The organism is Corynebacterium gallinarum (assembly GCF_014837045.1).
GTDB classification, from domain to species: domain Bacteria; phylum Actinomycetota; class Actinomycetes; order Mycobacteriales; family Mycobacteriaceae; genus Corynebacterium; species Corynebacterium gallinarum.
In genome coordinates this window covers 519,683-541,617 of the sequence record NZ_JACSPR010000001.1, presented here as the reverse complement: position 1 = coordinate 541,617, position 21,935 = coordinate 519,683, and the positions used below count along the sequence as shown (strand labels likewise).

Annotated in this window: 17 protein-coding genes and 2 tRNA genes; 9 read left to right on the top strand and 10 right to left on the bottom strand. The window is 62.6% G+C overall.

The features are described 5' to 3' along the window. The first annotated feature begins 22 nt into the window (after positions 1–22). Together H9627_RS02370 and H9627_RS02365 are read left to right on the top strand one after the other, a co-directional pair. Positions 23–1,177 (top strand): serine hydrolase domain-containing protein, encoded by a 1,155-nt coding sequence (locus H9627_RS02370; protein ID WP_191732405.1) that lies wholly within the window; start codon positions 23–25, stop codon positions 1,175–1,177. A 107-nt stretch (positions 1,178–1,284) separates the two neighbouring features. Beyond that, on the top strand, positions 1,285–3,522 hold the full coding sequence (locus tag H9627_RS02365; protein WP_191732404.1) for a cytochrome P450: 2,238 nt from the start codon (positions 1,285–1,287) through the stop codon (positions 3,520–3,522). A 4-nt stretch (positions 3,523–3,526) separates the two neighbouring features. On the opposite strand, the gene H9627_RS02360 is transcribed toward H9627_RS02365, so the two are convergent. The 3 genes from H9627_RS02360 to pepN all read right to left on the bottom strand — a co-directional run bounded on the left by H9627_RS02360 (position 3,527) and on the right by pepN (position 7,532). Beyond that, positions 3,527–4,096, bottom strand: a complete 570-nt coding sequence (locus H9627_RS02360; protein ID WP_191732403.1) for a TetR/AcrR family transcriptional regulator — start codon at positions 4,094–4,096, stop codon at positions 3,527–3,529. Between the two features lie 28 nt (positions 4,097–4,124). Continuing rightward, on the bottom strand, positions 4,125–4,853 hold the full coding sequence (locus tag H9627_RS02355; protein WP_191732402.1) for a GntR family transcriptional regulator: 729 nt from the start codon (positions 4,851–4,853) through the stop codon (positions 4,125–4,127). Positions 4,854–4,931: 78 nt separating this feature from the next. Beyond that, positions 4,932–7,532 (bottom strand): aminopeptidase N, encoded by a 2,601-nt coding sequence (gene pepN, locus H9627_RS02350; protein ID WP_191732401.1) that lies wholly within the window; start codon positions 7,530–7,532, stop codon positions 4,932–4,934. Between the two features lie 169 nt (positions 7,533–7,701). Here pepN and H9627_RS02345 point away from each other — a divergent pair, with 169 nt between their 5' ends. Together H9627_RS02345 and H9627_RS02340 are read left to right on the top strand one after the other, a co-directional pair. After that, complete coding sequence (locus tag H9627_RS02345) at positions 7,702–8,322, top strand: mycothiol-dependent nitroreductase Rv2466c family protein (protein ID WP_191732400.1); 621 nt, start codon at positions 7,702–7,704, stop codon at positions 8,320–8,322. 48 nt (positions 8,323–8,370) lie between these two features. After that, the gene (locus tag H9627_RS02340; RefSeq protein WP_191732399.1) at positions 8,371–8,844 is read left to right on the top strand and encodes a ribose-5-phosphate isomerase; all 474 of its coding nucleotides are present in this window, start codon (positions 8,371–8,373) and stop codon (positions 8,842–8,844) included. Between the two features lie 144 nt (positions 8,845–8,988). On the opposite strand, the gene H9627_RS02335 is transcribed toward H9627_RS02340, so the two are convergent. Then, the gene (locus tag H9627_RS02335; protein WP_191732398.1) at positions 8,989–9,807 is read right to left on the bottom strand and encodes a DUF1542 domain-containing protein; all 819 of its coding nucleotides are present in this window, start codon (positions 9,805–9,807) and stop codon (positions 8,989–8,991) included. A 285-nt stretch (positions 9,808–10,092) separates the two neighbouring features. Then, positions 10,093–10,350 carry a helix-turn-helix transcriptional regulator gene (locus tag H9627_RS02330; protein WP_191732473.1) on the bottom strand — a complete coding sequence of 86 codons (258 nt, stop codon included), beginning with the start codon at positions 10,348–10,350 and terminating at the stop codon, positions 10,093–10,095. Positions 10,351–10,967: 617 nt separating this feature from the next. Between H9627_RS02330 and H9627_RS02325 the strand changes: the two genes are divergently transcribed. The 5 genes from H9627_RS02325 to H9627_RS02305 all read left to right on the top strand — a co-directional run bounded on the left by H9627_RS02325 (position 10,968) and on the right by H9627_RS02305 (position 14,402). Continuing rightward, a tRNA-Gly gene (locus H9627_RS02325) sits at positions 10,968–11,039 on the top strand. A gap of 363 nt (positions 11,040–11,402) precedes the next feature. Continuing rightward, positions 11,403–11,476, top strand: a tRNA-Pro gene (locus H9627_RS02320). Positions 11,477–11,593: 117 nt separating this feature from the next. Further along, positions 11,594–12,958 (top strand): trigger factor, encoded by a 1,365-nt coding sequence (gene tig / locus H9627_RS02315; RefSeq protein WP_191732397.1) that lies wholly within the window; start codon positions 11,594–11,596, stop codon positions 12,956–12,958. 205 nt (positions 12,959–13,163) lie between these two features. Beyond that, complete coding sequence (locus H9627_RS02310) at positions 13,164–13,745, top strand: ATP-dependent Clp protease proteolytic subunit (protein ID WP_404826187.1); 582 nt, start codon at positions 13,164–13,166, stop codon at positions 13,743–13,745. A gap of 30 nt (positions 13,746–13,775) precedes the next feature. Then, positions 13,776–14,402 carry an ATP-dependent Clp protease proteolytic subunit gene (locus H9627_RS02305; protein ID WP_191732395.1) on the top strand — a complete coding sequence of 209 codons (627 nt, stop codon included), beginning with the start codon at positions 13,776–13,778 and terminating at the stop codon, positions 14,400–14,402. A gap of 178 nt (positions 14,403–14,580) precedes the next feature. On the opposite strand, the gene H9627_RS02300 is transcribed toward H9627_RS02305, so the two are convergent. From H9627_RS02300 to benB, 5 genes are all read right to left on the bottom strand, one after another. Further along, on the bottom strand, positions 14,581–15,996 hold the full coding sequence (locus H9627_RS02300) for an MFS transporter (RefSeq protein ID WP_191732394.1): 1,416 nt from the start codon (positions 15,994–15,996) through the stop codon (positions 14,581–14,583). A gap of 281 nt (positions 15,997–16,277) precedes the next feature. Beyond that, positions 16,278–18,965: a helix-turn-helix transcriptional regulator gene (locus H9627_RS02295; protein WP_191732393.1), complete on the bottom strand. Its 2,688-nt coding sequence runs from the start codon at positions 18,963–18,965 to the stop codon at positions 16,278–16,280. A gap of 9 nt (positions 18,966–18,974) precedes the next feature. Beyond that, a complete protein-coding gene (locus tag H9627_RS02290; protein WP_191732392.1) occupies positions 18,975–19,805 on the bottom strand; it encodes a 1,6-dihydroxycyclohexa-2,4-diene-1-carboxylate dehydrogenase in 831 nt (276 codons plus the stop codon). Further along, a complete protein-coding gene (gene benC, locus H9627_RS02285; RefSeq protein ID WP_191732391.1) occupies positions 19,802–21,367 on the bottom strand; it encodes a benzoate 1,2-dioxygenase electron transfer component BenC in 1,566 nt (521 codons plus the stop codon). The genes H9627_RS02290 and benC overlap by 4 nt, the downstream gene beginning before the upstream one ends. A gap of 10 nt (positions 21,368–21,377) precedes the next feature. Beyond that, positions 21,378–21,884, bottom strand: a complete 507-nt coding sequence (benB, locus tag H9627_RS02280) for a benzoate 1,2-dioxygenase small subunit (protein WP_191732390.1) — start codon at positions 21,882–21,884, stop codon at positions 21,378–21,380. Positions 21,885–21,935: the final 51 nt, after the last annotated feature.

The window sequence follows — 21,935 nt, the reverse complement described above, 5'->3', positions numbered from 1 at the left end:
CCCGAAGGAAACACACACCAACATGGCTTTGAACCCAGCACAGCTCAAGCGCATCGAAGAGACCATCCAGGCAGATATCGAGCGCGGCGATTACGACGGCGTCAACGTCATCATCGCCCAGCACGGTGAGATCGCACTCCAGGGAACCTACGGTTTCTCCGAGCGCGCCACCGAGCGCCCCTCCAAGCAGGATGACATCTACCGCGTCCTCTCCCTGTCCAAGGCATTCACCAATGCCCTGGCCTACCGTGCACTCGGTGAGGGCAAGCTCGCCCTGTCCACCCGCGTCGTCGAGATCGTCCCGGAGTTCCTCGGCACCGATCCCTTCCGCATGATGCGCAAAGACAAGATCAACCTGTGGAACCTGCTCACCCACACCTCCGGCATGCCGGCCACCCCGAACCCGGGCATGCCCATCCAGGATTGCGTGAAGCTCCCGGAGATCGCCACGGCCATCGGCACCGTTGATGTCATCCATGAGCCAGGCACCCAGGTCAACTACTCTCCGGCGATCAACCACGCACTCATCGGTGAGATGGTCCGTCGCGCCTACGGTTATGACAGCTTCCAGGACATGGCCCGCGAGCTCATCTTCGAACCCCTCGGCATGAAGGACACCAACTTCGGTCTGCCGAAGGAGAACGAGGACCGCGCCGTCCCGATCAAGGCCTATGTCCCTGACACCGGATTCCTGCGACCCGAGGACATCGAGGGCCTCAACGAGGTCATCACTGAAGAAGCTGAACTGCCCTGGGTCGGCGCCACCACCACGGTGGATGATGTGTTCAAGTTCGTCGAGATGCTGCGCCGCAAGGGTGAGGTCAATGGTGAGCAGCTTATCGGCAAGGCCATCATTGAGCAGGCCACCACCCTCCAGACCGGTGACATGATGAACGACCTCTACACCATGGTCAACTCCGAGATGGGCTGGGCAGCGCCGAAGGGCAACATCGGCCTCGGGGTCATCCTGTCCGGAACCGGCCCGGTCCCGAACTTCTTCGGACCGTTCACCTCCCCGAACGCCTTCGGCAACAACGGTGCCGGATCCACCCTCTTCTGGGTCGACCCGGACAACCAGGTCTCCTTCGTCTTCCTGTCCGCAGGTGTCATGGATGAAGCCAAGAACGTCGAGCGTTTCCAGCGCATCTCCACGATGATCTCCGCAGCGATCGTCTAAAAAACCACCACCCTCACACCCAAGACCCCACCCACCGTTTCCCCCGAGACCTTGAGGTGGGGTCTTGTTTCCCTACCTGAAAACTCCCCTAGAAGGACACCCCAGCCATGACTTCCACCCAGTCACCGCCCATGGGCAAGTGCCCAGTCGCCCATGACTTCAACGCCATGTCCGATGCCTACTTCCTCGATCCGGCGAAGTACATCGACCCCTTCCGCAACGACAACCCCACCTTCTTCTACCCACTCATGAACGCCTGGGTGGTCACCGGACGTGAGGACGCCATCAAGGTGCTCTCCGACTGGAAGTCATTTTCCTCCACCTCCAACTCCGCGCAGATGGATGTGCCGGAGAAGTACCGGGATGTGATCACCCCGGAACTGATGTCCCGGATCCTGCTCGGCTCCGACCCGGAGGGTCACACCAGGGCCCGCGGTGTGGCGCAGCTGGGATTCCTCGAGGAGGACATCCGTGAGCTGCAGCCGGAGATCGAGGCCCGCGCCCACCGTCTCATCGACGCCTTCGAGGAGCGCGGCGAGGCCAACCTCATCGAGGAGTACCTCATTGAGCTGACCACCCAGACCATCATGGCGCACATGGGGTTGGGCTATGAGTACACCGACTTCATCAAGCAGCTGCGCGATGACTTCTTCAGCATCCTCTCCTCCGCCCACGAGCCGGTGCCGGAAGAGGAGCTCGCGGTGGTCTGGGACCGCTATATCACCGCCAACCTGGAACTGCGTGAACTCATCGAGTCCCGCCGCGAATCAGAGGCCCGTGACCTGATCTCCATCATGGCCTCCCAGAAGGATGCCGAGGGGGAGTACATCCTCGGCTCCGATCAGATCGCCATCCACCTCACCGAGTTCGCCGCGGCCGGCACGGATACCACCGCCCAGGCCATGGCGAATGCCATCCTCTTCCTCCAGCAGAATCCGGAGGCCAAGGAGGAGGCGATCATGGAGGCCGAGCTGTGGCCACGGGTGTTCGAGGAGACCATCCGCCGCCGCAACTCCTCCACCTTCACCTCACGTCTGTCCAATGTGGACATCGAGATCGGTGGCGCGCAGATCAAGAAGGGTGACCGCATCCAGGTGTCCCTGACCTCTGCCAACACCGACCCCAACTTCGTGGACCGTCCCTTCGAGTTCGATATCCACCGCCCGGATTACCAGGACCACCTGGCCTTTTCCACCGGCCGCCACAAGTGCCTGGGCAACCCCCTGGCCCGTGTCCAGGCACCGACCGGTCTGCAGGTGCTCTTCGAGCGTCTGCCGTCGATCACCGTGACCGACCCGGATTCGGTGGACTTCCTGCCGATGGCGCTGCTGCCCGCGCGCCGCTCACTGCACGTCACCTGGGACCTGGAGGATATTGAACGGTCCAAGAGCACCACCGTGCGGACGCTGGAGCTGGTCGTCGACAAGCGCACGACCGAATCCGACGGCGTGGTCTCCCTGACGCTGGTGCACCCCGACGGCGGCGAGCTGCCCACCTGGAAACCCGGCGCGCACATCGATCTGCACCTGCCCGGTGACATTGTGCGCCAGTACTCCCTGTGCGGTGACCCATCCGACACCACCTCCTACCGCGTCGGCGTGCTGCGCGAGGTCGCCAGCCGCGGCGGGTCGGTCGCGGTCCACGACACGCTTGTCGACGGTTCCCCCATCACCGTCTCCTGGCCCCGCAACAACTTCCGCTTCACGGAGGCGGACAACTACCTATTCATCGCCGGCGGCATCGGCATCACCCCGATCCTGACGATGGTGCAGGGCGCGGAACGTCGCGGCAAGAACTGGAGGCTCATCTACGGTGGGCGCACCCGTTCCTCCATGGCTTTCCTCTCCGAACTGGAGCAGTACGGCGACCGCGTTCAGATCGTGCCGCAGGATGAACTGGGCCACCCGGACCTCAAGGGTCTGCTCACCGAGGTGCCCGAGTCCACCCTCATCTACTGCTGTGGTCCGGAAGGCCTGCTGCAGGCGGTGGAGGCGAGCTCGGCGCACTGGCCGAAGAACAGCCTGCGCCTGGAGCGCTTCGCCCCGAAGGTGGTCGAGCGTGACTACGACGACGAGCCCTTCGAGGTGGAGTTCGCTGATTCCGACACCACCGTCACGGTCGGTGCGGAGGAATCCATCCTCGATGCCGCCGCCCGCGTCGGTCTCAGCGTCATCTCCTCGTGCAAGGAGGGCACCTGCGGTACCTGTGAGACCCCGGTGGTCTCAGGCGCCGTGGATCACCGCGACTCCATCCTCACCGCCGATGAGCAGGAAGCCAATGACACCATGATGATCTGTGTGTCCCGCGCCGCCCGTGGCTGCGGGAAGATCGTCCTGCAGGCCTAGGAACTCAATGGCCGGGCTTGGGGAACAGTGCCAGCCACTGCCCGGCCAGGGAGTCGAGCATCTGGTCCTCATGTTCGGTGTGGCCCCGGCCGTAGACGAACTGGAAGGTACGGTCCAATCCCATCCACAGGGTGATGAAATGCATCCTGCGGGTGGGATTTGCTGTCAGCTCGGGCAGTGAGTGGGCGACCCGCTGCACCATGGACCACCATTCGGTGGCCACCTCCTCATCATCGCCCATGGCCTGTTCAATGGCGGAGAACTCCACTCGGCCCTCCATCCAGAGGTTCTTCATCGTGGCGAGCCACGCGAGGGCCCGCGTGTGGGTGGCGGGTGGTTCGTCGAAAAGCGTGGTGAACGGTGCTGCGAAGGTGGGCTCCAGGTCGCGCATCCGGGCGAGCACGATATCGGGTTTGTTCCTGAAGTGCAGGTACAGGTTCGCGCGGCTGCCGCCTGAGTGCCGGGCGATCTCATTCATCGAGGTTGCGCGGTACCCCTGCCGGGTGAACAGCTCGAAGGCGGAATCGATGAACCGCTGCCGGGTGTCGGCGGCCTTCCTGTCATAGACGTGCATGGTGTCCTCCCTGACTGAACACACCACACTAGTTGGAGAACGCCGTGGACACGCGCACCGCCGCCGCATCCGAGCGCAACACATCCTCGGAGTACTCCAGCACACGGTGGTTCTGCAGTTCGGTGACCCGCTGGATGCGCAGCAGCGGCATGGCGGTGCTCACGCCCAGGTGTTCCTGCTCGAAGGGGGTGGCCACGCCCGGGGCCAGGGTCTCCTCCTTGCGCGCCGGGGCCAGGGACCAGTGACGGTCCAGCAGCTCCGCCAGGGACCCGTTGAGGTCCATGCTGGCGATGCCGGGCACCAGGTGGGCGGGGAAGTGGGAATCGCTGATCAGCACCGGGGTGTCCGCCGCATGGTGGACCCGCACGATCCTCACCACCGGCTCCCGGAAGGGCACGCGCAGTTTCGCGGCGAGTGTGGCCGGGGCGTTGAATTCCTCCACCGTGAGCACCTCGGTCATCACCGCATGCCCGCGGGCATCGAGCTGGGGGAGAATACCCCGACGGTGGGTGAGTTCCACCACGGGGCGGTTGCCCAGGACGAAACTACCCCCCGAACGCCCACGTTTCCGGCCGATGACCCCATCCATCTGCAGCTGGTCCAGGGCCTGTCGCACCGTCATGCGGGCGACGCCGAACTCCTCGGCGAGGTCACGTTCCGCCGGCAACCGGTCGCCGGGGGAGAGCGCATTGGCCTCGATCCGGGCGATGATCTCAGCGGCGATCCGGGCGTAGGCGGGACCAGAACGGGAAGTCATGTTCCTTATAGTGCCGTCAACCCGGAGGTTGCGCAGCGCAAGTGGAGGGGGCGAACCCCCATCCGGCAGCCGGGTACGTTAGCTGGCGTCGACCTCCCGGTTGCGCAGCGCACGGGCGACACGGTCACGTTCCTCCGACACCACGCGCTTGAGGCCCGCGGAGTGCTCCCCGGCCAGGAAGTCATCGGCCAGGGCCAGCGCCTCGGCGGTGACATTCCACGACGGGTACAGGCCGGTGAGGATCTGCATGGCGATCTCATTGCTGAACGCCTCCCACACCGTCGGGGCGATCTCGAAATAGGTGCCGGTGTAGTTGTTGAGTAGCTCGGCGGACCCGGTGAAGGTCAGGCCCTCGATGGTGTGGCGCAGCTCCAGGTTGCTGAAGGTGTTGTCGGCGGAGACGGCCTCCCCGTAGATGCTGGCCTTGTTCTCCGCGGTGTTGACCGCGGCCCGGGCACGCAGGGCCGACAGGTTCGAGGCAGACGAACGGTCACGGGTGAGTTCCTCGGCGATGGCCGCGTCCGGATCCTCCACCGCGCCGTGGGCGATCAGGGCAGTCAGCGCCCACCAGCGCAGGTCGGAATCCACCTCGATGCCGGCCTCGGACCCGTCGAGCAGACCACGGAAGAACGCCACCGCGTCCTCGTCCAGCGCCGTCTTCGCCAGCGCCTGGATGAAGGCGAGCTGGGTGTCGGTGTTGTCACCCGCGTGGCGCACCCCATCAAGCAGGAGCTTTGCGACGACCGATTCACCCTCAGCCGTCACCCACGCCGGATCTGCATAGTTCTTCAACGCGGAGACAGCCTGGGCCAGGATGCGTTCCAGCACGGCGATCTCGGTTTCCGCGGAGGCACCACGGGCCACCAGCGCGATGAAATCACGGGCCTTCATCTGACCCGAGCGGGTCATCTCCCAGGCAGCCGACCACGCCAGGGTGCGCGGCATCGGATCGACGAACTTGTCGATGTGGTTGATCACGAAGTCCAGGGACCCCTGATCCAGATCCAGCAGCGCGTAGGTCAGATCATCATCATTGACCAGAACGACATCAGCCTGGTCCACACCGATCAGCTCCGGCACCGCGGTGGAGGCACCGTTGATGTCCAGTTCGACCTGTTTGAAGCGGGTGAGTTGGTCGTCGATAAGCGTGTAGAGCCCCACCGCGATGCGGTGGGTGCGCAGCTCACCCGCGCCGGGGACGGCACCGGTCTGCAGGACGTTGAAAGAGGTGTAGGCGCCGTCCTCGACGGTGAAGTCGGCGGAGAGGGTGTTGATGCCGGTAGTCTTGAGCCACTCGCTGGCCCATCCGGACAGGTCACGGCCCGAGGCGTGCTCGAGGGCGGACAGCAGATCATCGAAGGTGGCATTGCCCCACGCGTGGTTGGCGAAGTGGGTGCGCACACCGGCGAGGAACTCCTCCCGGCCGACATAGGCCTGCAGCTGCTTGAGCACCGACGCACCCTTGGCGTAGGTGATGCCGTCGAAGTTCTGCTCCACCGTCTCGATGTCGTGGCTGTCAGAGGACACCGGGTGGGTCGAGGGCAGCTGATCCTGCTGGTAGGCCCAGGACTTCTCCACATTGGCAAAGGTCACCCACGCGCTGGTGTACTCGGTCTCCTCTGCCTGGGAGATCACCGCGGACCAGGTGGCAAACGACTCATTGAGCCACAGATCATCCCACCAGCGCATGGTGACCAGATCCCCGAACCACATGTGTGCCAGCTCGTGCAGGATGGTCTCCGCGCGACGCTCATAGCGGTAGCGGGTGGCCTTGGAGGCGAAGACATACTCATCGCGGATGGTCACCGCACCGGCGTTCTCCATCGCACCGGCATTGAACTCCGGCACGAAGATCTGGTCATATTTGCCGAACGGATAGGCCACACCGAAGTTGCGGTGGTACCAGTCAAACCCCTGCTTGGTCTCGGTGAACAGACGCTCCGCATCCAGGTGCGGGGCCAGGGAACGACGGCAGAACAGACCCAGCGGGACGGTGAGCTCGGTGGGCTGACCGGCGGGGGTCTCGGGGTGGTGGGTGAGCTGGTCGGCCCAGGTGTCATGCACCTCGTGGTAGCGCCCGGCGCAGACAGCCACCAGGTAGGTGGAGATGGGGTAGTCCACCTCGGAGACATGGGTGTCATACTCCGGGTGCTGGGTGGACACCTCCTGCTCCGCATTGGAGATGACCTTCCAGCCCTTCGGGGTGGTGATGTGGAAATCATAGGTGGATTTCAGATCCGGCTGGTCGAAGCAGGCGAACACCCGCTTGGCATCGGCGGTTTCAAACTGGGTGTACAGGTAGACCTCATTGTCGGCCGGATCCACCATCCGGTGCAGGCCCTCACCCGTGCGGGAATAGGGGATGGTGGCTGCGACCCGCAGGGTGTGCTGACCCGGTGTGAGATCACGCAGGGCGATGCCAGGGGTCTCGTCATAGCCGTTCACACCCAGGGTGATGGCCTGATCGCGGATGTCCACCCCATCGAGATAAACCTCATCCACGCTGGCGGCACACAGATCGATGAAGGTGTCACCCGGTTCACGGACGGTGAAACTGACCACGGTGATGGAGGTGAACACATCCTCCCCGGTGAGATCCAGGGAGATGGAGTAATTTTCCACACTGAGCAGATGTGACCGCTCGGCCGCCTCGGTCCTCGTGAGATTGATTGACGTCATGTACTGCTCCTGGTGGTTGGGGAAACTTCGGGGAGGTGTCGGCGTGACGACGAGAGATGGTGTCCCATTCCCCGAATACAACCCGACATCTGTAATGACACCACGATACTTCCGGCCTAGGCTTGGGTGCCACGTACCCACGTTCTAAACAGATTGGAAGAAACCACCCATGGCTGAAAAAGTCACATTCTGGTTCGACACGAGCTGCCCCTTTGCCTGGGCCACCTCCCGCTGGATCAAGGAAGTGGAGAAGGTCCGTGACATCGAGGTCACCTGGACCCCGATGAGCCTGGCCATCCTCAACGACGGCCGTGATATCCCTGCCGAGTACGCCGACCGGATGAAGGCCAACTGGGGGCCGGCCCGCGTGTTCGCCGCAGTGGCCACCAAGGAGCCGGAGAAGGTCGGCGATCTCTACACCGCCATGGGAACCCGCGTCCATAATGAGGGCAGGCCTGAGGTGCGCAACGATTACGGTGCCTACAACGAGGTTATCGCCGAAGCTCTCGCAGAGGTCGGCCTGGATGCCTCCTACGCCGAGGTTGCCGATACCGAGGAATGGGATGACGCACTGCGCGCCTTCCACCAGTCAGCCATGGACGAGGTCGGCGATGACGTGGGCACCCCGGTTATCAAGCTGGGCGACACCGCCTTCTTCGGACCCGTGATCACCCGCATCCCGCGTGGTGAGGAAGCCGGGGAGATCTTCGACGCCTCCGTCCGCCTGGCCGCCTTCCCCTACTTCTTCGAACTCAAGCGTTCCCGCACCGAGAGCCCACAGTTCGACTAATCCATAGGTGGTCACCCACCGTGGTTGTGCTCCAGTAGACTAATCGGCATGCGCGTATACCTTGGAGCAGACCACGCTGGTTTCGAAACAAAAAATGCAATTGCAGAGCACCTCAAGGCCCACGGCCACGAGGTCATCGACTGCGGAGCCCACACCTACGACCCCGACGATGACTACCCGGCCTTCTGCATCGAAGCAGCCAACCGGACCGTCAACGACCCCGGTTCCCTCGGCATTGTGCTGGGTGGATCCGGCAACGGTGAGCAGATCGCCGCGAACAAGGTCAAGGGCGCACGCTGCGCACTGGCCTGGTCCGTGGAGACCGCCCGCCTGGCACGTGAACACAACAACGCGAACCTGATCGGCCTCGGTGGACGCATGCACTCCACCGAGGAGGCACTCGAGATCGTCGACGCCTTCCTGGATCAGGAGTGGAGCAACGCGGAGCGCCACCAGCGTCGCATCGACATCCTCTCGGATTACGAGCGCACCGGTGTGGCACCGGTTGTTCCCAACGAGTAGGAAACCGGGTAGGAAACAGGCACGACAGTTAGTCTTGGCATAGTTGAAGGCCGGAGGGAATGTTCCCTCCGGCCTTCACTTATGTGTTCGTGGCATCAACCGCGTCCCGTCGTGATGGGACGCGGGGAGTGCGGTGACAGGGCGTTAGAAATCGAAGTCGAATCCGCCGCCGTCGAAGAAGCCGCCGCCGTCGTCGCCGCCGAAGAAGCCGCCGTCACCACCCATGTCGCCACCGGCATCGCCCATGTCTCCGCCGGCATCTCCGGCGTCTCCGGCATCTCCACCGGCATCGGCCAGACCGTCTTCGTACCCTTCGCCATAACCGCTCTCGAAGGCCTGGGCTGAGTAACCAACACCAGCCATGCCACTGAACAGGGCGGAGAACATGAAGACCGAACCGGCGGTCCAGATACCCGTGCGCAGGGCGCTGGCCCACCACGGCTCCGAGTACCAGCCCGCGGGAACCGGCCGGCCTGCAACATTGCCACCCGGGTAGTAGTTCGGGGTGGCATCCGTAGCCACCGGGGACGCCGTGATGGAACGACCATCCTGCTCGATGGTGCGGGCCTCGGTCACACGGCCTGCATTGCGCTGGCCCTCCAACGGTGGCAATTCAGGCCCCGCTGGCATGCCCATGATCTCACGGGCCGCATTCATGTAATGGAGGCCCTCAAGTGCGGATTCCCTGGCCAGCTCGGCCTGGCGCACCGTCTGGGCGGTACTGATCTGGGAGGATGCGGCGTTGTAGCGCTCGGAGGCATCCGCGACGGCCTGGGTGGAGGCTGCATCACTTCCGGCGATGGTGAGCACCTGTGAACCCAGACGCTCAATCCACCGACGCGCATCAGCCTGAGCATCCTCGAACTTCTGTGCTTCCTGCTTCTTGGTGTTGTTGCCCGACATCTTGGAGGCGATAAACACACCACCACCGACGACGATTGCAATTAGGAGTAGTGCTTCCACTAATTCTTCAACTCACTCAGATCTCCTGGCCGACAGGTAAACGATCCCACATGCAACCGCACACCATCGGCGAAATGTTCTTTACACCCTGCCCAACGAAGAAAAGTACCGGATAGTTCCCTACGGTTCGCCCTGGTTCCCCCGGGTGGGGCCCACCGTGGATGCCGTGGACCGCTTATTGGCTGCGATACTGGCGGGGAGGTACTGCGGGGTCCGGGGAAGGGAAAAACCACCGCATTCACCTGGGCGAATGCGGTGGTTTGATCATGAACCCCCCGGGGGGTTCTACTGGGCGACCGAATCTTCGGAACCGACACCGACTGTGGTCAGACCCTTGTTGCCTGCAGCACGTTCGTCGACCCATTCGCGAATAGTCTGTGAATCCCACAGAGTTAAGCCGTGGAGCTTAGCGACAGGCTTAGGTGCCCGTCCGCGCCCGGCGTAACTGGTGAAGGTGCCGCGGGCGGTGCCGGAAAACTCTGCACACTCGATGGCGGTCCACAGCTCTCGTCCTGATTCAGCATCAATGATGGTTGGCTTCATGACCGATAGATTACGCCACCAATGGCCGTTGTGTCGAAAACGTGAGCGTAACGCAACAATGATGACAGTGATTGGTTTGATTATCGGTGCTACAAAGTAAATACATGGTCTGAGCAGTGAGTATAAACCGATAATAATATCCCAGTATGCGTCCAGGCTTCTAAGGTAATTTGCAGAAATGACAGTGCCGAAGGGTTGGCCTGACGTGATCTGCTCGCCTGATGGCCGTAGTGTCGGGTAGCGCACACGAAAATTGGAAAGCGGGAATGTGATCTTTGACACCGTGGGGTGGTAGGGGGTCTATGGGCTATATATGTGTGAATCTACTACCACCTTATTGGCCCTTTTGTGGTGACCCTAATCATGGGGGTTGTCCTGGTGGGGTGGTAGCAAACTTATATTCCCCAAAGAACATTTTAAGGAAATGTTGTATGTGCTTTGACAACTTCTTGTCGGCAGCTCGGGGCTCGGGCCTCCATTGCACAATGAGAGGAGGAGCCGGTGTGTTGGGGGGGGTTGCCGGCGGGGCATCACGGTGTGGCCTGCAGATTTTTACCTGCCACGATTTTGGGCTAACATGATCCCAGACCGAAACGGCTATGCCAATATTCGGTAGCGGGAATGTCGTATAATGGCTATTACCTCAGCCTTCCAAGCTGATGACGCGGGTTCGATTCCCGTCATTCCCTCAGAGTAAATCCCTCAGGTCCTCCCGGCCCGGGGGATTTCGTGTTTCCGGGGTGTGGCCGGGGCGTCCGGGTGTGATCGCCCCACTGGTGTGCTCCAGTGCAAAATCGGCCGGCGGTGCTCCCTATCTATAGGGGCCGTGCGCGCGAAGGGGTCCACTGTGGTGGTGTGGGCTCGCATTGTAGGGTCTTTTTGTGGCGTTTATGCCCTCTGAACTGCTCGTTCCTTCACTGGTGGGGGACCGTTTAGGTGAAACCAGAGGGAGCATGTAGACTTGCAAATCGAACCACGGAGCGCATCAGGGTTTACCACCGCCATGTATGGGGTGGGATTCATTGTGTGTTGTTGTGGGGAAAAGTTAATATCGGGGCGTGGCGCAGTTTGGTAGCGCACCTGCTTTGGGAGCAGGGGGTCGCAGGTTCAAATCCTGTCGCCCCGACTTGAGGACGAGCCCGGTTTCGGACGAACGCGAAGAAAATCGCAGATCGTCGGAAACCGGGCTTGTTTTTGAATTTACTGAGTTTTAATCGTATCCGACCACCCAGGAGATTTCCTCGTGAAGAGTTCCGTCGAGCAGCTGAGCGACACCCGTGTAAAGATCACCGTTGAGGTTCCCTTCGAGGAGCTCAAGTCTGAACTTGATCAGGCTTATGACGCACTCGCACAGCAGATCCAGATTCCTGGTTTCCGCAAGGGCAAGGCTCCCCGTCAGCTGATCGACGCACGCTTCGGTCGCGGTCCGGTTCTGGAGCAGGTCGTCAATGACATGCTGCCGTCCCGCTACGGCCAGGCCATCGAAGAAAACGACATCAAGGCCATCGGCCAGCCTGACGTTGAGGTCACCAAGATCGAGGACAACGAGGTCGTTGAGTTCACCGCTGAGGTTGATGTCCGTCCGGAGATCACCCTCCCCGACTTCTCCGCCATCAACGTCGAGGTCCCTGCAGTCACCGTCGATGACGCTGCTGTCGACGAGGAGCTCGAGAGCCTCCGCGCACGTTTCTCCACCCTCAAGGATCACAACCACAAGCTGAAGAAGGGTGAGTTCGTCACCCTGAATCTGTCCGCATCCGTGGACGGCGAGAAGGTTGAAGAGGCCACCACCGAGGGCCTGTCCTACGAGATCGGCTCCGGCGATCTCATCGACGGCCTCGACGATGCTCTGCTCGGCCAGAAGAAGGACGACTCCGTCGAGTTCACCACCGAGCTCGCCAACGGTGACTACCAGGGCAAGGAAGCCGTGGTCACCGCCGAGATCACCGCCACCAAGCAGCGTGAGCTGCCGGCGCTTGACGACGAGTTCGCACAGCTCGCCTCTGAGTTCGACACCATCGAGGAGCTCCGCGAGTCCACCAAGACCCAGGTCGAGTCCCGTCTGAAGAACGAGCAGGCCGCCAACATCCGCGACGAGGTTCTCAAGGCCGCACTGGAGTCCTCCGACTTCGCCCTGCCGAACTCCATCGTTGAGGAGCAGGCCCACTCCCAGCTGCACCAGCTGCTCGGTGAGCTCGCACACGACGATGCCGCACTGAACTCCGTCCTGGAGTCCCAGGGCACCACCCGTGAAGAGTTCGAGAAGCAGAACCGTGAGGATGCAGAGAAGGCCGTCCGCACCCAGTTGTTCCTCGACGTGCTCGCTGAGACCGAAGAGCCTGAGGTCTCCCAGCAGGAGCTGACCGACCACATCCTGTTCACCGCGCAGAGCTACGGCATGGACCCGAACCAGTTCATCGGCCAGCTGCAGCAGTCCGGTCAGATCGCCAACCTCTTCGCTGACGTCCGTCGTGGCAAGGCACTGGCTCAGGCCATCTGCCGTGTCAACGTCAAGGACTCCGAGGGCGCTGAGATCGATCCCAAGGCCTACTTCGGCGAGGAAGAAGTCGACGAAGAGGCCACCGAGGAAGCAGCTGACCAGGAGTAGAATCCCCCAGCTCTAAAGCCCAGCAGACTACCGTGTGCTGGGCTTTTCCCATGCCTGGATGCACCATCGGAACCACCCCAAAACGCTGTTAGCGAACAGAAGCGGTGTCCCGGAAATACGCGGGTAGTCTGGTGACATTGAAACTGACGTACCCAAAAACAATTCACTTGTAGGAGTTGACACATTCATGAGCGATAACCTCAACATGACGGCACCGGGCGCAGGGGCCGGTTACAACGGCGATATCTTCGACCGTCTGCTGCGCGAGCGCATCATCTTCCTCGGCAGCCAGGTCGACGATGAGATCGCCAACAAGCTGTGCGCCCAGATTCTGCTGCTGTCCGCCGAGGACCCGACGAGGGATATCTCGCTGTACATCAACTCCCCCGGTGGTTCTGTCACCGCCGGCATGGCCATCTACGACACGATGAAATACTCCCCGTGTGACATCGCCACCTACGGCATGGGTCTTGCTGCCTCCATGGGACAGTTCCTCCTCTCCGGTGGAACCCCGGGCAAGCGCTACGCCCTGCCGCACGCCCGCATCATGATGCACCAGCCCTCCGCCGGTGTCGGCGGTACCGCCGCGGACATCGCGATCCAGGCTGAGCAGTTCGCCCAGACCAAGCGTGAGATGGCCAAGCTCATCGCCGAGCACACCGGCCAGACCTTCGAGCAGGTCACCAAGGATTCCGACCGTGACCGCTGGTTCACCGCCGAGCAGGCGAAGGAATACGGACTCGTCGATCACGTGATCACCCTCGCCGAGGGCCCGATCAGTAACTAGGCACACGGAAACTACAAGGAGAATATTCAAATGAGCAACGGATTCCAGATGCCTTCGTCCCGTTACGTGCTGCCTTCCTTCATCGAGCAGTCCGCGTACGGCACGAAGGAGACCAACCCCTACGCCAAGCTGTTCGAGGAGCGCATCATCTTCCTGGGCACCCAGGTCGATGACACCTCCGCCAACGACATCATGGCCCAGCTGCTCGTGCTCGAGGGCATGGACCCCGATCGCGACATCACCATGTACATCAATTCCCCGGGCGGTTCCTTCACCGCGCTCATGGCGATCTATGACACCATGCAGTACGTCCGCCCGGATGTTCAGACCGTCTGCCTGGGCCAGGCGGCCTCCGCCGCGGCTGTCCTGCTGGCCGCAGGTGCACCGGGTAAGCGTGCGGCGCTGCCCAACGCCCGCGTCCTCATTCACCAGCCGGCCACCCAGGGAACGCAGGGCCAGGTGTCCGACCTGGAGATCCAGGCCGCTGAGATTGAGCGCATGCGCAAGCTGATGGAGCACACGCTGTCCCACCACACCGGCAAGACCCCGGAGCAGATCCGCATCGACACCGACCGCGACAAGATCCTCACCGCGGACGCTGCGCTTGAGTACGGCATCATCGACCAGGTCTTTGATTACCGCAAGCTCAACACCTAAAACCCCTCTCGACGAACTGCCCCCAGATGTTGGACTGAGCAATCAGACACCAACACTGGGGGCAGTTTCATGTCAACCGGTAGGTCCGGTTCCCAGGGAGGTACACCGGACAACGAGGCCCGGCCCCATGCATGTGCAGGGGGCCGGGCTTCTCATGGCTGGTCAATCAGTGTGGCAATCAGCTCTGTGGCTGGGGGGTGCGACGCGGTGCGACTGGCTCGGTGGAGGTGCTGGGCACCGTGGAGATGGTGACCTCGGCAGGGGAGCGCGGGATCAGGGCGGTGCAGATGGCACCGAGGACGGCGGCACCGGCGAAGATGAAGAAGGCGATGGTCGGTCCGAAGCCCAGACCGATGATCAGACCACCGACGGCTGGTCCGACGATGCCACCGAGGCGACCGAAGCCTGCACACCAGGCCACACCGGCGGCGCGGCAGGCGGTACCGAAGTAGTTGGAGGTGAGGCCGTAGGTGAGCACCTGGGTGCCCAGCACGCCGATGCCGGCGAGTGCGATGGCGGTGTACATGAGAGGCCAGGCGGAGATGAATGGCAGGGCGCCCAGGCAGAGTGCGGCGAGGAAGAAGGTGGAGGTGATGATGGTCTTCGCCCCGATGCGGTCGGCGAACCAGGAGGCGATCAGACCACCGACCACCGCGCCACCGTTGAGGAAGAGCAGGGAGTAGAGGGAATCGTGGGCGCTGGCGCCGTTAGACTCCATGATCTTGGGCAGCCAGGTGTTGAGGCCGTAGGTGGACAGCAGTCCGATGAAGCTCATAGCGCCGATCAGCATGGTGCCGGGCAGGTAGGCACGGGAGAAGATACCGGCGAAACCGGTGCGCTCGACTGCGACGGGGGTGACAGCTGTGGCTGCGGTCGTGGAGGAGACTGGTGCGGGGGCGACGGGGACGAAATCCGCAATGGGCAGACCCTTGCGCTCACACAGGGCGATGGCCTCTGCGCGACGGCCACGGGCTGCCAGCCAGCGTGGGGATTCCGGCAGGAAGAACAGTGCCAGTGGGAACAGGAACAGCAGTGGAGTGGCGCCGATCAGGAACAGTCCACGCCAGCCGAGGTAATCCTCGAAGAGCAGGGCGAAGATGGAGGCCATCACACCACCGGCGGGGACACCGGAGTAGACGATTGCGTTGAAGAGGTTACGGCGGTTACGTGGCGCGAATTCCGCGATGATCGCTCCACCGGTGGCGACGATCATGCCGACACCGAGGCCGGTGAGGAAGCGCAGGAAACCGAACATGACGATGGAGGTGGACATCGCGGTCAGCGCCATGCCGACGGAGAACCAGACGATCGCGGTGAGCATCACCTTGCGACGTCCGACCCGGTCGCCGATGGCGCCGGCGGTCAGGGCGCCGATCATGACACCGATCATGGCGTAGGAACCCAGGGTGCCGGCGACTGCCGGGCTGAGGGCACCGATGTGGGATGGGTCGTTCAACAGTGTGGACAGGACCGCGCCGTAGATGACGAGATCATAACCATCGAAGAGGATGGAGATGCCGACGACGGCGAGAACGAGGTAGACGGTGCGACGATGCTTTGGGCTTTGCCAGACATCGGGGGAAGAGGTGGCCATGACGCCCTCCTTTGGACTGTGAGTGATCTGATCATCACCCTGGGCAGGTGATCTGATTCACAAGTCAATCCTGTGGCACCATCTTTATAAACTAGGGAACCCCCTAAAGACTTCTAGGGGGTCATTGTCCGTTGCTGTTTTTGCTGATAGGCAGGGTGCGCAGTGTAGGTAACAGATCGTCTCCCAGCCCATTTGCGCCCGTTAACTGGGATTATCCGGCGGGATGAATGGAAAGCGGATGCGGTTGGGCGTCGATAAGCACCCGGTGCGACGACCGCCCACTAAAGGGTGGCCCGGTACTGCTCGAGGGCGTCCCGGAGCTCCATGCGGGTGCGGATCTGCAGCTTCCGGTACACGCGGGTCAGGTGATACTCCACCGTCTTGGGGGACAGGAAGAGCTCATGGGCGACCTCACGGTTGGAATTGCCATCGGCGACCAACAGCGCGATCTCATACTCCTGCGGGGTCAGACCACCGGCCTTGCCGGACCGCGGGCCGAGACCGCCGACGCGCCGTTCCCGGTTGGCCATGGACACCAGCGCATTGGCCCCCATCTCCTGGAACATCGACGACGCCCGGGCGAAGATCTCATCGGCGCGCCGACGCTGCCCCTGCCGACGCAGGGCCTGGCCGTACTCGAAGAGGATCCGCGAACGGTAGAACGGCAGGGTCAGGCCATCAAGCATGTCGAGGGCCTCCTCGAAACGCGCCAGGCCCTTGCTCACATCTCCGTGATGGATCATCAACATCGCCTCAGGGACGGCGATCTTCGCCTTGACGGACATGATGTCGGTGGTGCGGTAACTGTCGATGGTGGATTCCACCAGCTCCGTTGCACGCTCAATATTGCCCATGCGGATGAGGTTGGTGGCATGGATATCCTCCCACGGCCAGAAACCTGGCTGGCTGATGTTGTGGTTGGCGGCGATCTTCTCCAGGGTGGCGCCCGCGATCCGCGCGGCCGCCATCTCATTACGACGCGAATACACCCACATCCGGCACATGGCCGACGGGATGGACTGGACGATGAAGGAATCCTGATCAGAGCTCAACCGGCTGAGGTAATGACGCGCCAGATCGTTGTTGCCCTTAGCGGTGGCCACGGTCGCACCGGTCCACAACAACAGGGGTTCGAGGAACCGGATGCCGAACTGCTCGGCGCGGGCCAGACCCACCTCCACGGTCCGCAGGGCTGATTCCCACTCACCGAGGATGAGCTGCGCGCGGGCCAGCCACGCATCCTGCCACAGACTGATGCGCTCGGAGCCACTGATGAAGGTGCGTCGCTCCAATTTCTGGCGCGCGGTGACCGGGTTGTCATGGATCAGGTTCAACCAGCCCATGGCCATGTGCCGGCGCTGGGCATGCAGGGTGGTCTCACCGGCGATGGGTGCGTCCTCGGGGAGCTCGCCGTCGAGGATCGACTGGCCGATCAGTGAGATCGCCTGGGCCTCAACCTTCTCGCCGGCATCCTCATCAGACCAGTCGATGGCCCGGTTCGCCCAGAGCAGAAGCTCCTCGGCATCCCAGTCGAGGAGGTTGAGCAACACCTTCCTGGCCGCCAGACGGGGGCCGTGGATTGGGTCGATGGGGTCCCGCGCGAGGATCGACTTCGCGGTCCGGTCCAAAAGGCTGCGGGCCTCCGACTGCCGGCCCTCATGGATGGCGAGGTAACCCAGCATGGAATCCTGCTGGATGCCATGTTCACCCAAGTCCAACGTCGCGGCCCGGATACGCGCCTGGGGCAGGTCGGAGGCGGAGATCAACGCGTCGATAGATTCCAGCATGTAGCGGTCCGACTCGTCGGAATAGGCGGTCCGGTTCGCCGCCAGTGACAGCGCATGGGCCGCCTCCATCCACCGTCCACTGCGGCCCAGTGCCAACCCGCGTTCCGCCAGCGCCTTGACCGCCGGGCTGTCCGGTTCGGTGGCGGCGAAGGCCTCGTGCTGGAGGGCCTGGTCGATCTGGTCGAAGGAACGGTAGTACTGCGCCGCCTTCAGGTGCAGATCGGTGAGCACCTTCAACGGAGTCCTGGAACGGATCACCGCCCGGTCGGTGGGCAGCGCCAGATCCAGTGTGGGCGGACCATCGAGCGGCAGGATGGTCAGGAGGTTATGCCTGACGGCCTCATCGCAGGCGGTGCCCTCGGGATCATCGGCCAGTTTCTTGATCAGGTCGATGGTGCCACCGCCCGGCAGCACAGAGGTGGCCAGCAGCACGGGCCACAGATCCGTCCCCTCGATGCGGCGGGAGAGATTACTCCACCAGCTCTCCGGGATGGGCACATTCGGATTGGTCTGTTTCCAGTGATCGGGGGAGACGGCGTGCAGGACCTCCTGGACATACCCGAAGACACCACCGGTGATGCGCTGGATGTCCGTCGCGGTGGAGGCGGTGATACGACCACGCACGGTGGTCAGCGCCACCTGCCGGATCTCCTCGATGCTCATCGGGGGCAGAACGTAGGTGACATCGGCCAGATCCTGGAAGTTCAGGGGACTGCCGTCCAGGTTGGGGGTCTGCCCCTCCAAGCCGATGAGGATGAGGACGAACCTGCCGGAGACCATCCGGCGGCTGAACTCGATGAGTTTGTGCAGGGATTCCTGGTCCGCCCAGTGGACATCATCGACGATGACCACCGTTGACGCCCCGCGGCGATCGATCACACCGCGGATGGCATTGGACGACGAAGCCCCCAGCTTGTGTCCGATGTGGGTGAGCAATGACCGCGGGGAGTCCTGCAACCAGGACAGCGCGGACACCTTCACCACGGACCAGCCGGGGAGCAGTTCGGTGAGGCTCGTCGCGAACTCGGATTTACCCGCGCCGTGCCGACCCCCGATATAGAACAACCTGCCCTCGCAGTCCGGGAGCTTCAGGATGGCAGAGGACATCTGCTCCAGAATGATCGAACTGCGTGGCAGGAAGGTCTGGGAGAACGAGGGGGTGAACGGCACGGACGAAACCATGCCTAGATTCTAGCCCTGGTCACCTCCACCCACGGGCAGCACGCTGCCGGTGATGTAGGAGGCTTCCTCCGAGGCGAGGAAACAGATCGGTGCGGCCTGTTCCTCCAGGGTGGCGTAGCGACGCATGTGGCTGGAGCTGATCGTCTGGTCAACGATCTCCTGGTACCACTGCTGCTGCTTCTCACCCTCCGGACCCGGACCGCGCTTGACCTTGCGCTCCGGGGCCAGGGTGCCACCCGGGGCCGTGGCGACAACGCGCACATTGTGGTGCGCGGCCTCATGCGCAAGCGCCGATACGATGCCATTGACCCCACCCTTGGCTGCCGCATACGGCACCCGGTTGACACCACCGGTGGCGATGGACGAGACGTTGACGATGGTGCCACCACCATTCTTGATCAGGCACGGCAGGGTGGCACGGCACATCCACAGGGTGGGGAAGAGGCTGCGCTGGATCTCCTTGGTGATCTCCTCCTCGGTGTACTCCTCGAAGGGTTTAGCCCAGATGGTGCCACCGACATTGTTGATCACGATGTCCAGGTTCTTGAACTTCGTGCGCGCGAAGTCAATCGACTGCTGGGCCCCTTCATAGGTTTCCAGATCCGCGGTGACAGAATCCACGGTGCCCTTACCCACGCCGCGCAGCTGCTCCGCGACATCATGCACGAGCTCGGAGCGGTCGACGAGCACCAGGTTGCCGTCCTCGTAGGCGATGCGGTGGGCGACGGCGAGGCCGATGCCCTGTGCAGCACCCGTGACGATGATGCTCTGGCCGAAGAACCGCTCAGCCGTGACGTGGGTGGGCCGGCCGGAGATGCCCTGTCCTACTGGTGCGTTCATTCAGACTCCGCCTTCCGCATGGTCTCGATGCCGTGCTGGGCGTGGGTACGGATGAGCTCACGGGCCTTCTCGATGTCCTTGGCGGCGACGGCGTCGACAAGCTCAAGGTGCTCGGTGGCGATGTTGGGATCGATCCACTCCGCGCCGGGCAGGACCTTCTTCATCTCGGTGACCACGGTGAGGTTCTGGTAGGCACCCATCAGTGCGGCGTTGTCCGCACGACGGAACAGGAACTCGTGGAAGTCCGCATTCGCCTCGGTGAACTTTTCCGCGTCGATGATGCGGTCGCCATTGATGAAGGAGTTCGCGGTCTCAGCGAGGGTGCGGAAACGTTCGATGTCGCGGTCGCCCAGCTTGCGGATCGCCAGCTCCAGGGCACCCAGTTCGAGGGCCATGCGGGCCTCCAGCTGGGACTCGGAGTCCGGACGTGCCACGTGGACCTCACCGGTGGACATACCCGGGGTGGAGACCTCCACCAGGGAACGCTCCTCACCGCCACGGGGAGCCTCGACGGTCTCGGTGGTGACCTCAACCTCGGTGTTGCCCGGGGTACCGGCCGCGGAGGTGAACTTCTCATAGTAGAAGTCCAGTGGCGGGTTCTCCAGCGTTCCGAAGAACTGACGCACAGCCTCCACCATCGGTGGCGGACCACAGAGGTAGACATCGGTGTCCTCGTCCGGCTCGTACTCGCCGGTCAGGTGAGCCGGGACGAAGCCCTTGCGCTCGTGGCTGGACTCCTTGTCGGAGATGACCGTGATGTAGTCGAAGTCCTTGATCTTGTCCTTGAAGGCCTCGAGGCGCTCGAGCTCCACCAGGTCATGATCGAAGGTGGCACCGTAGACCATGCGGATCGGGACGTCGAGAAGCTCATCGGTGGCGAGCTTCTCCAGGATCGCCAGGATCGGGGCCAGGCCGGTGCCGCCGGCGAGCAGCAGGATCGGACGGACCGGCTCACGCAGGAAGAACGACCCCATCGGGCCGGTGAGCTCCAGTTTGTCGCCGACGGCGGCCTGCTCATCCAGGTAGGTGGTCATGAGACCACCCGGGGTGTTCTTGATGAGGAAGCTGACCTTGTCATCCTCGGTGGAGGAGGAGAAGGAGTAGGAACGGGTCTGGCCGGACCCCGGAACCTCGATGTTCATGTACTGACCCGGCAGGAAGGCGAGATCAGAACGGTTCTCCAGCTCGATGGTGATGCCGAAGGTGGAGTCGGACAGGCGGTTCAGTTCGACCAACTCACCGGTGAAGGTGGCGGCGCCCGTCTTCGCCAGAACCGAGGTCGTGGCGATCTGGAGGATCAGATCGGTGCGGGGGAACATCTGGCAGGGCAGGCAGTAACCCTGGTCAGCCTCGTCCTCGGAAAGGGCATCCTCGATGTAGTCGCCCTCTTCGTAGTCGCCGGACTCGCAGAACGCCTTACAGGTTCCGCAGGCGCCATCGCGACAGTCGAAGGGAATGTTGATGCGGGCCTGGTAGGCGGCATCGGCAACAGTCTGCTCGTCTTCGCATTCGATGAAACGAGTGATTCCGTCTTCGAAAGCCAGTGCAACTTGGTGGGACATGGGGTGGCTCCTAGACGTGATAGATGTCGATGACGTGGTGGATGTAGTCGTTCTGGAGAACGACCTTCTTCTTGACGATCTTCATGGACTCACCACTGGTGTCGATGGTCAGGAAGGTGTTTCCGTAGTACATATCGGTGTGGTTGTAACGGAAGTAGTTGGTGATCCAGTTGAAGCGGATATCCACCTCACCGTCACGCTGCTCCAGGATCTCCACGTTGGAGATGTTGTGCACGGTGCGTGGCTCCGGCAGGGAGGTGGCGGAGGAACGCTCGGTGCGGATACGGAACACACGGTCCTCGAGGCCACCGCGGTTCGGGTAGAAGATCAGGGAGATCTCGGACTGGGGGTCTTCGGTGATCTCACCGTTGTCGTCCCAGGCCGGCATCCAGAATTCCGCGTCCTCGCGGTAGCACTGCAGCCAGTCCTCGAAACGGCGGTCGTCGAGGAGGCGGGCTTCGTAGTAGAGGAAATCTTCAATGTCGTTGCGGGTGACCTGCGCAGCAGTGGTGGTCATGGGTTTCTCCAATGAAAGTCGGGATAAGAGAGGGGAATCAGGAAATCCGCG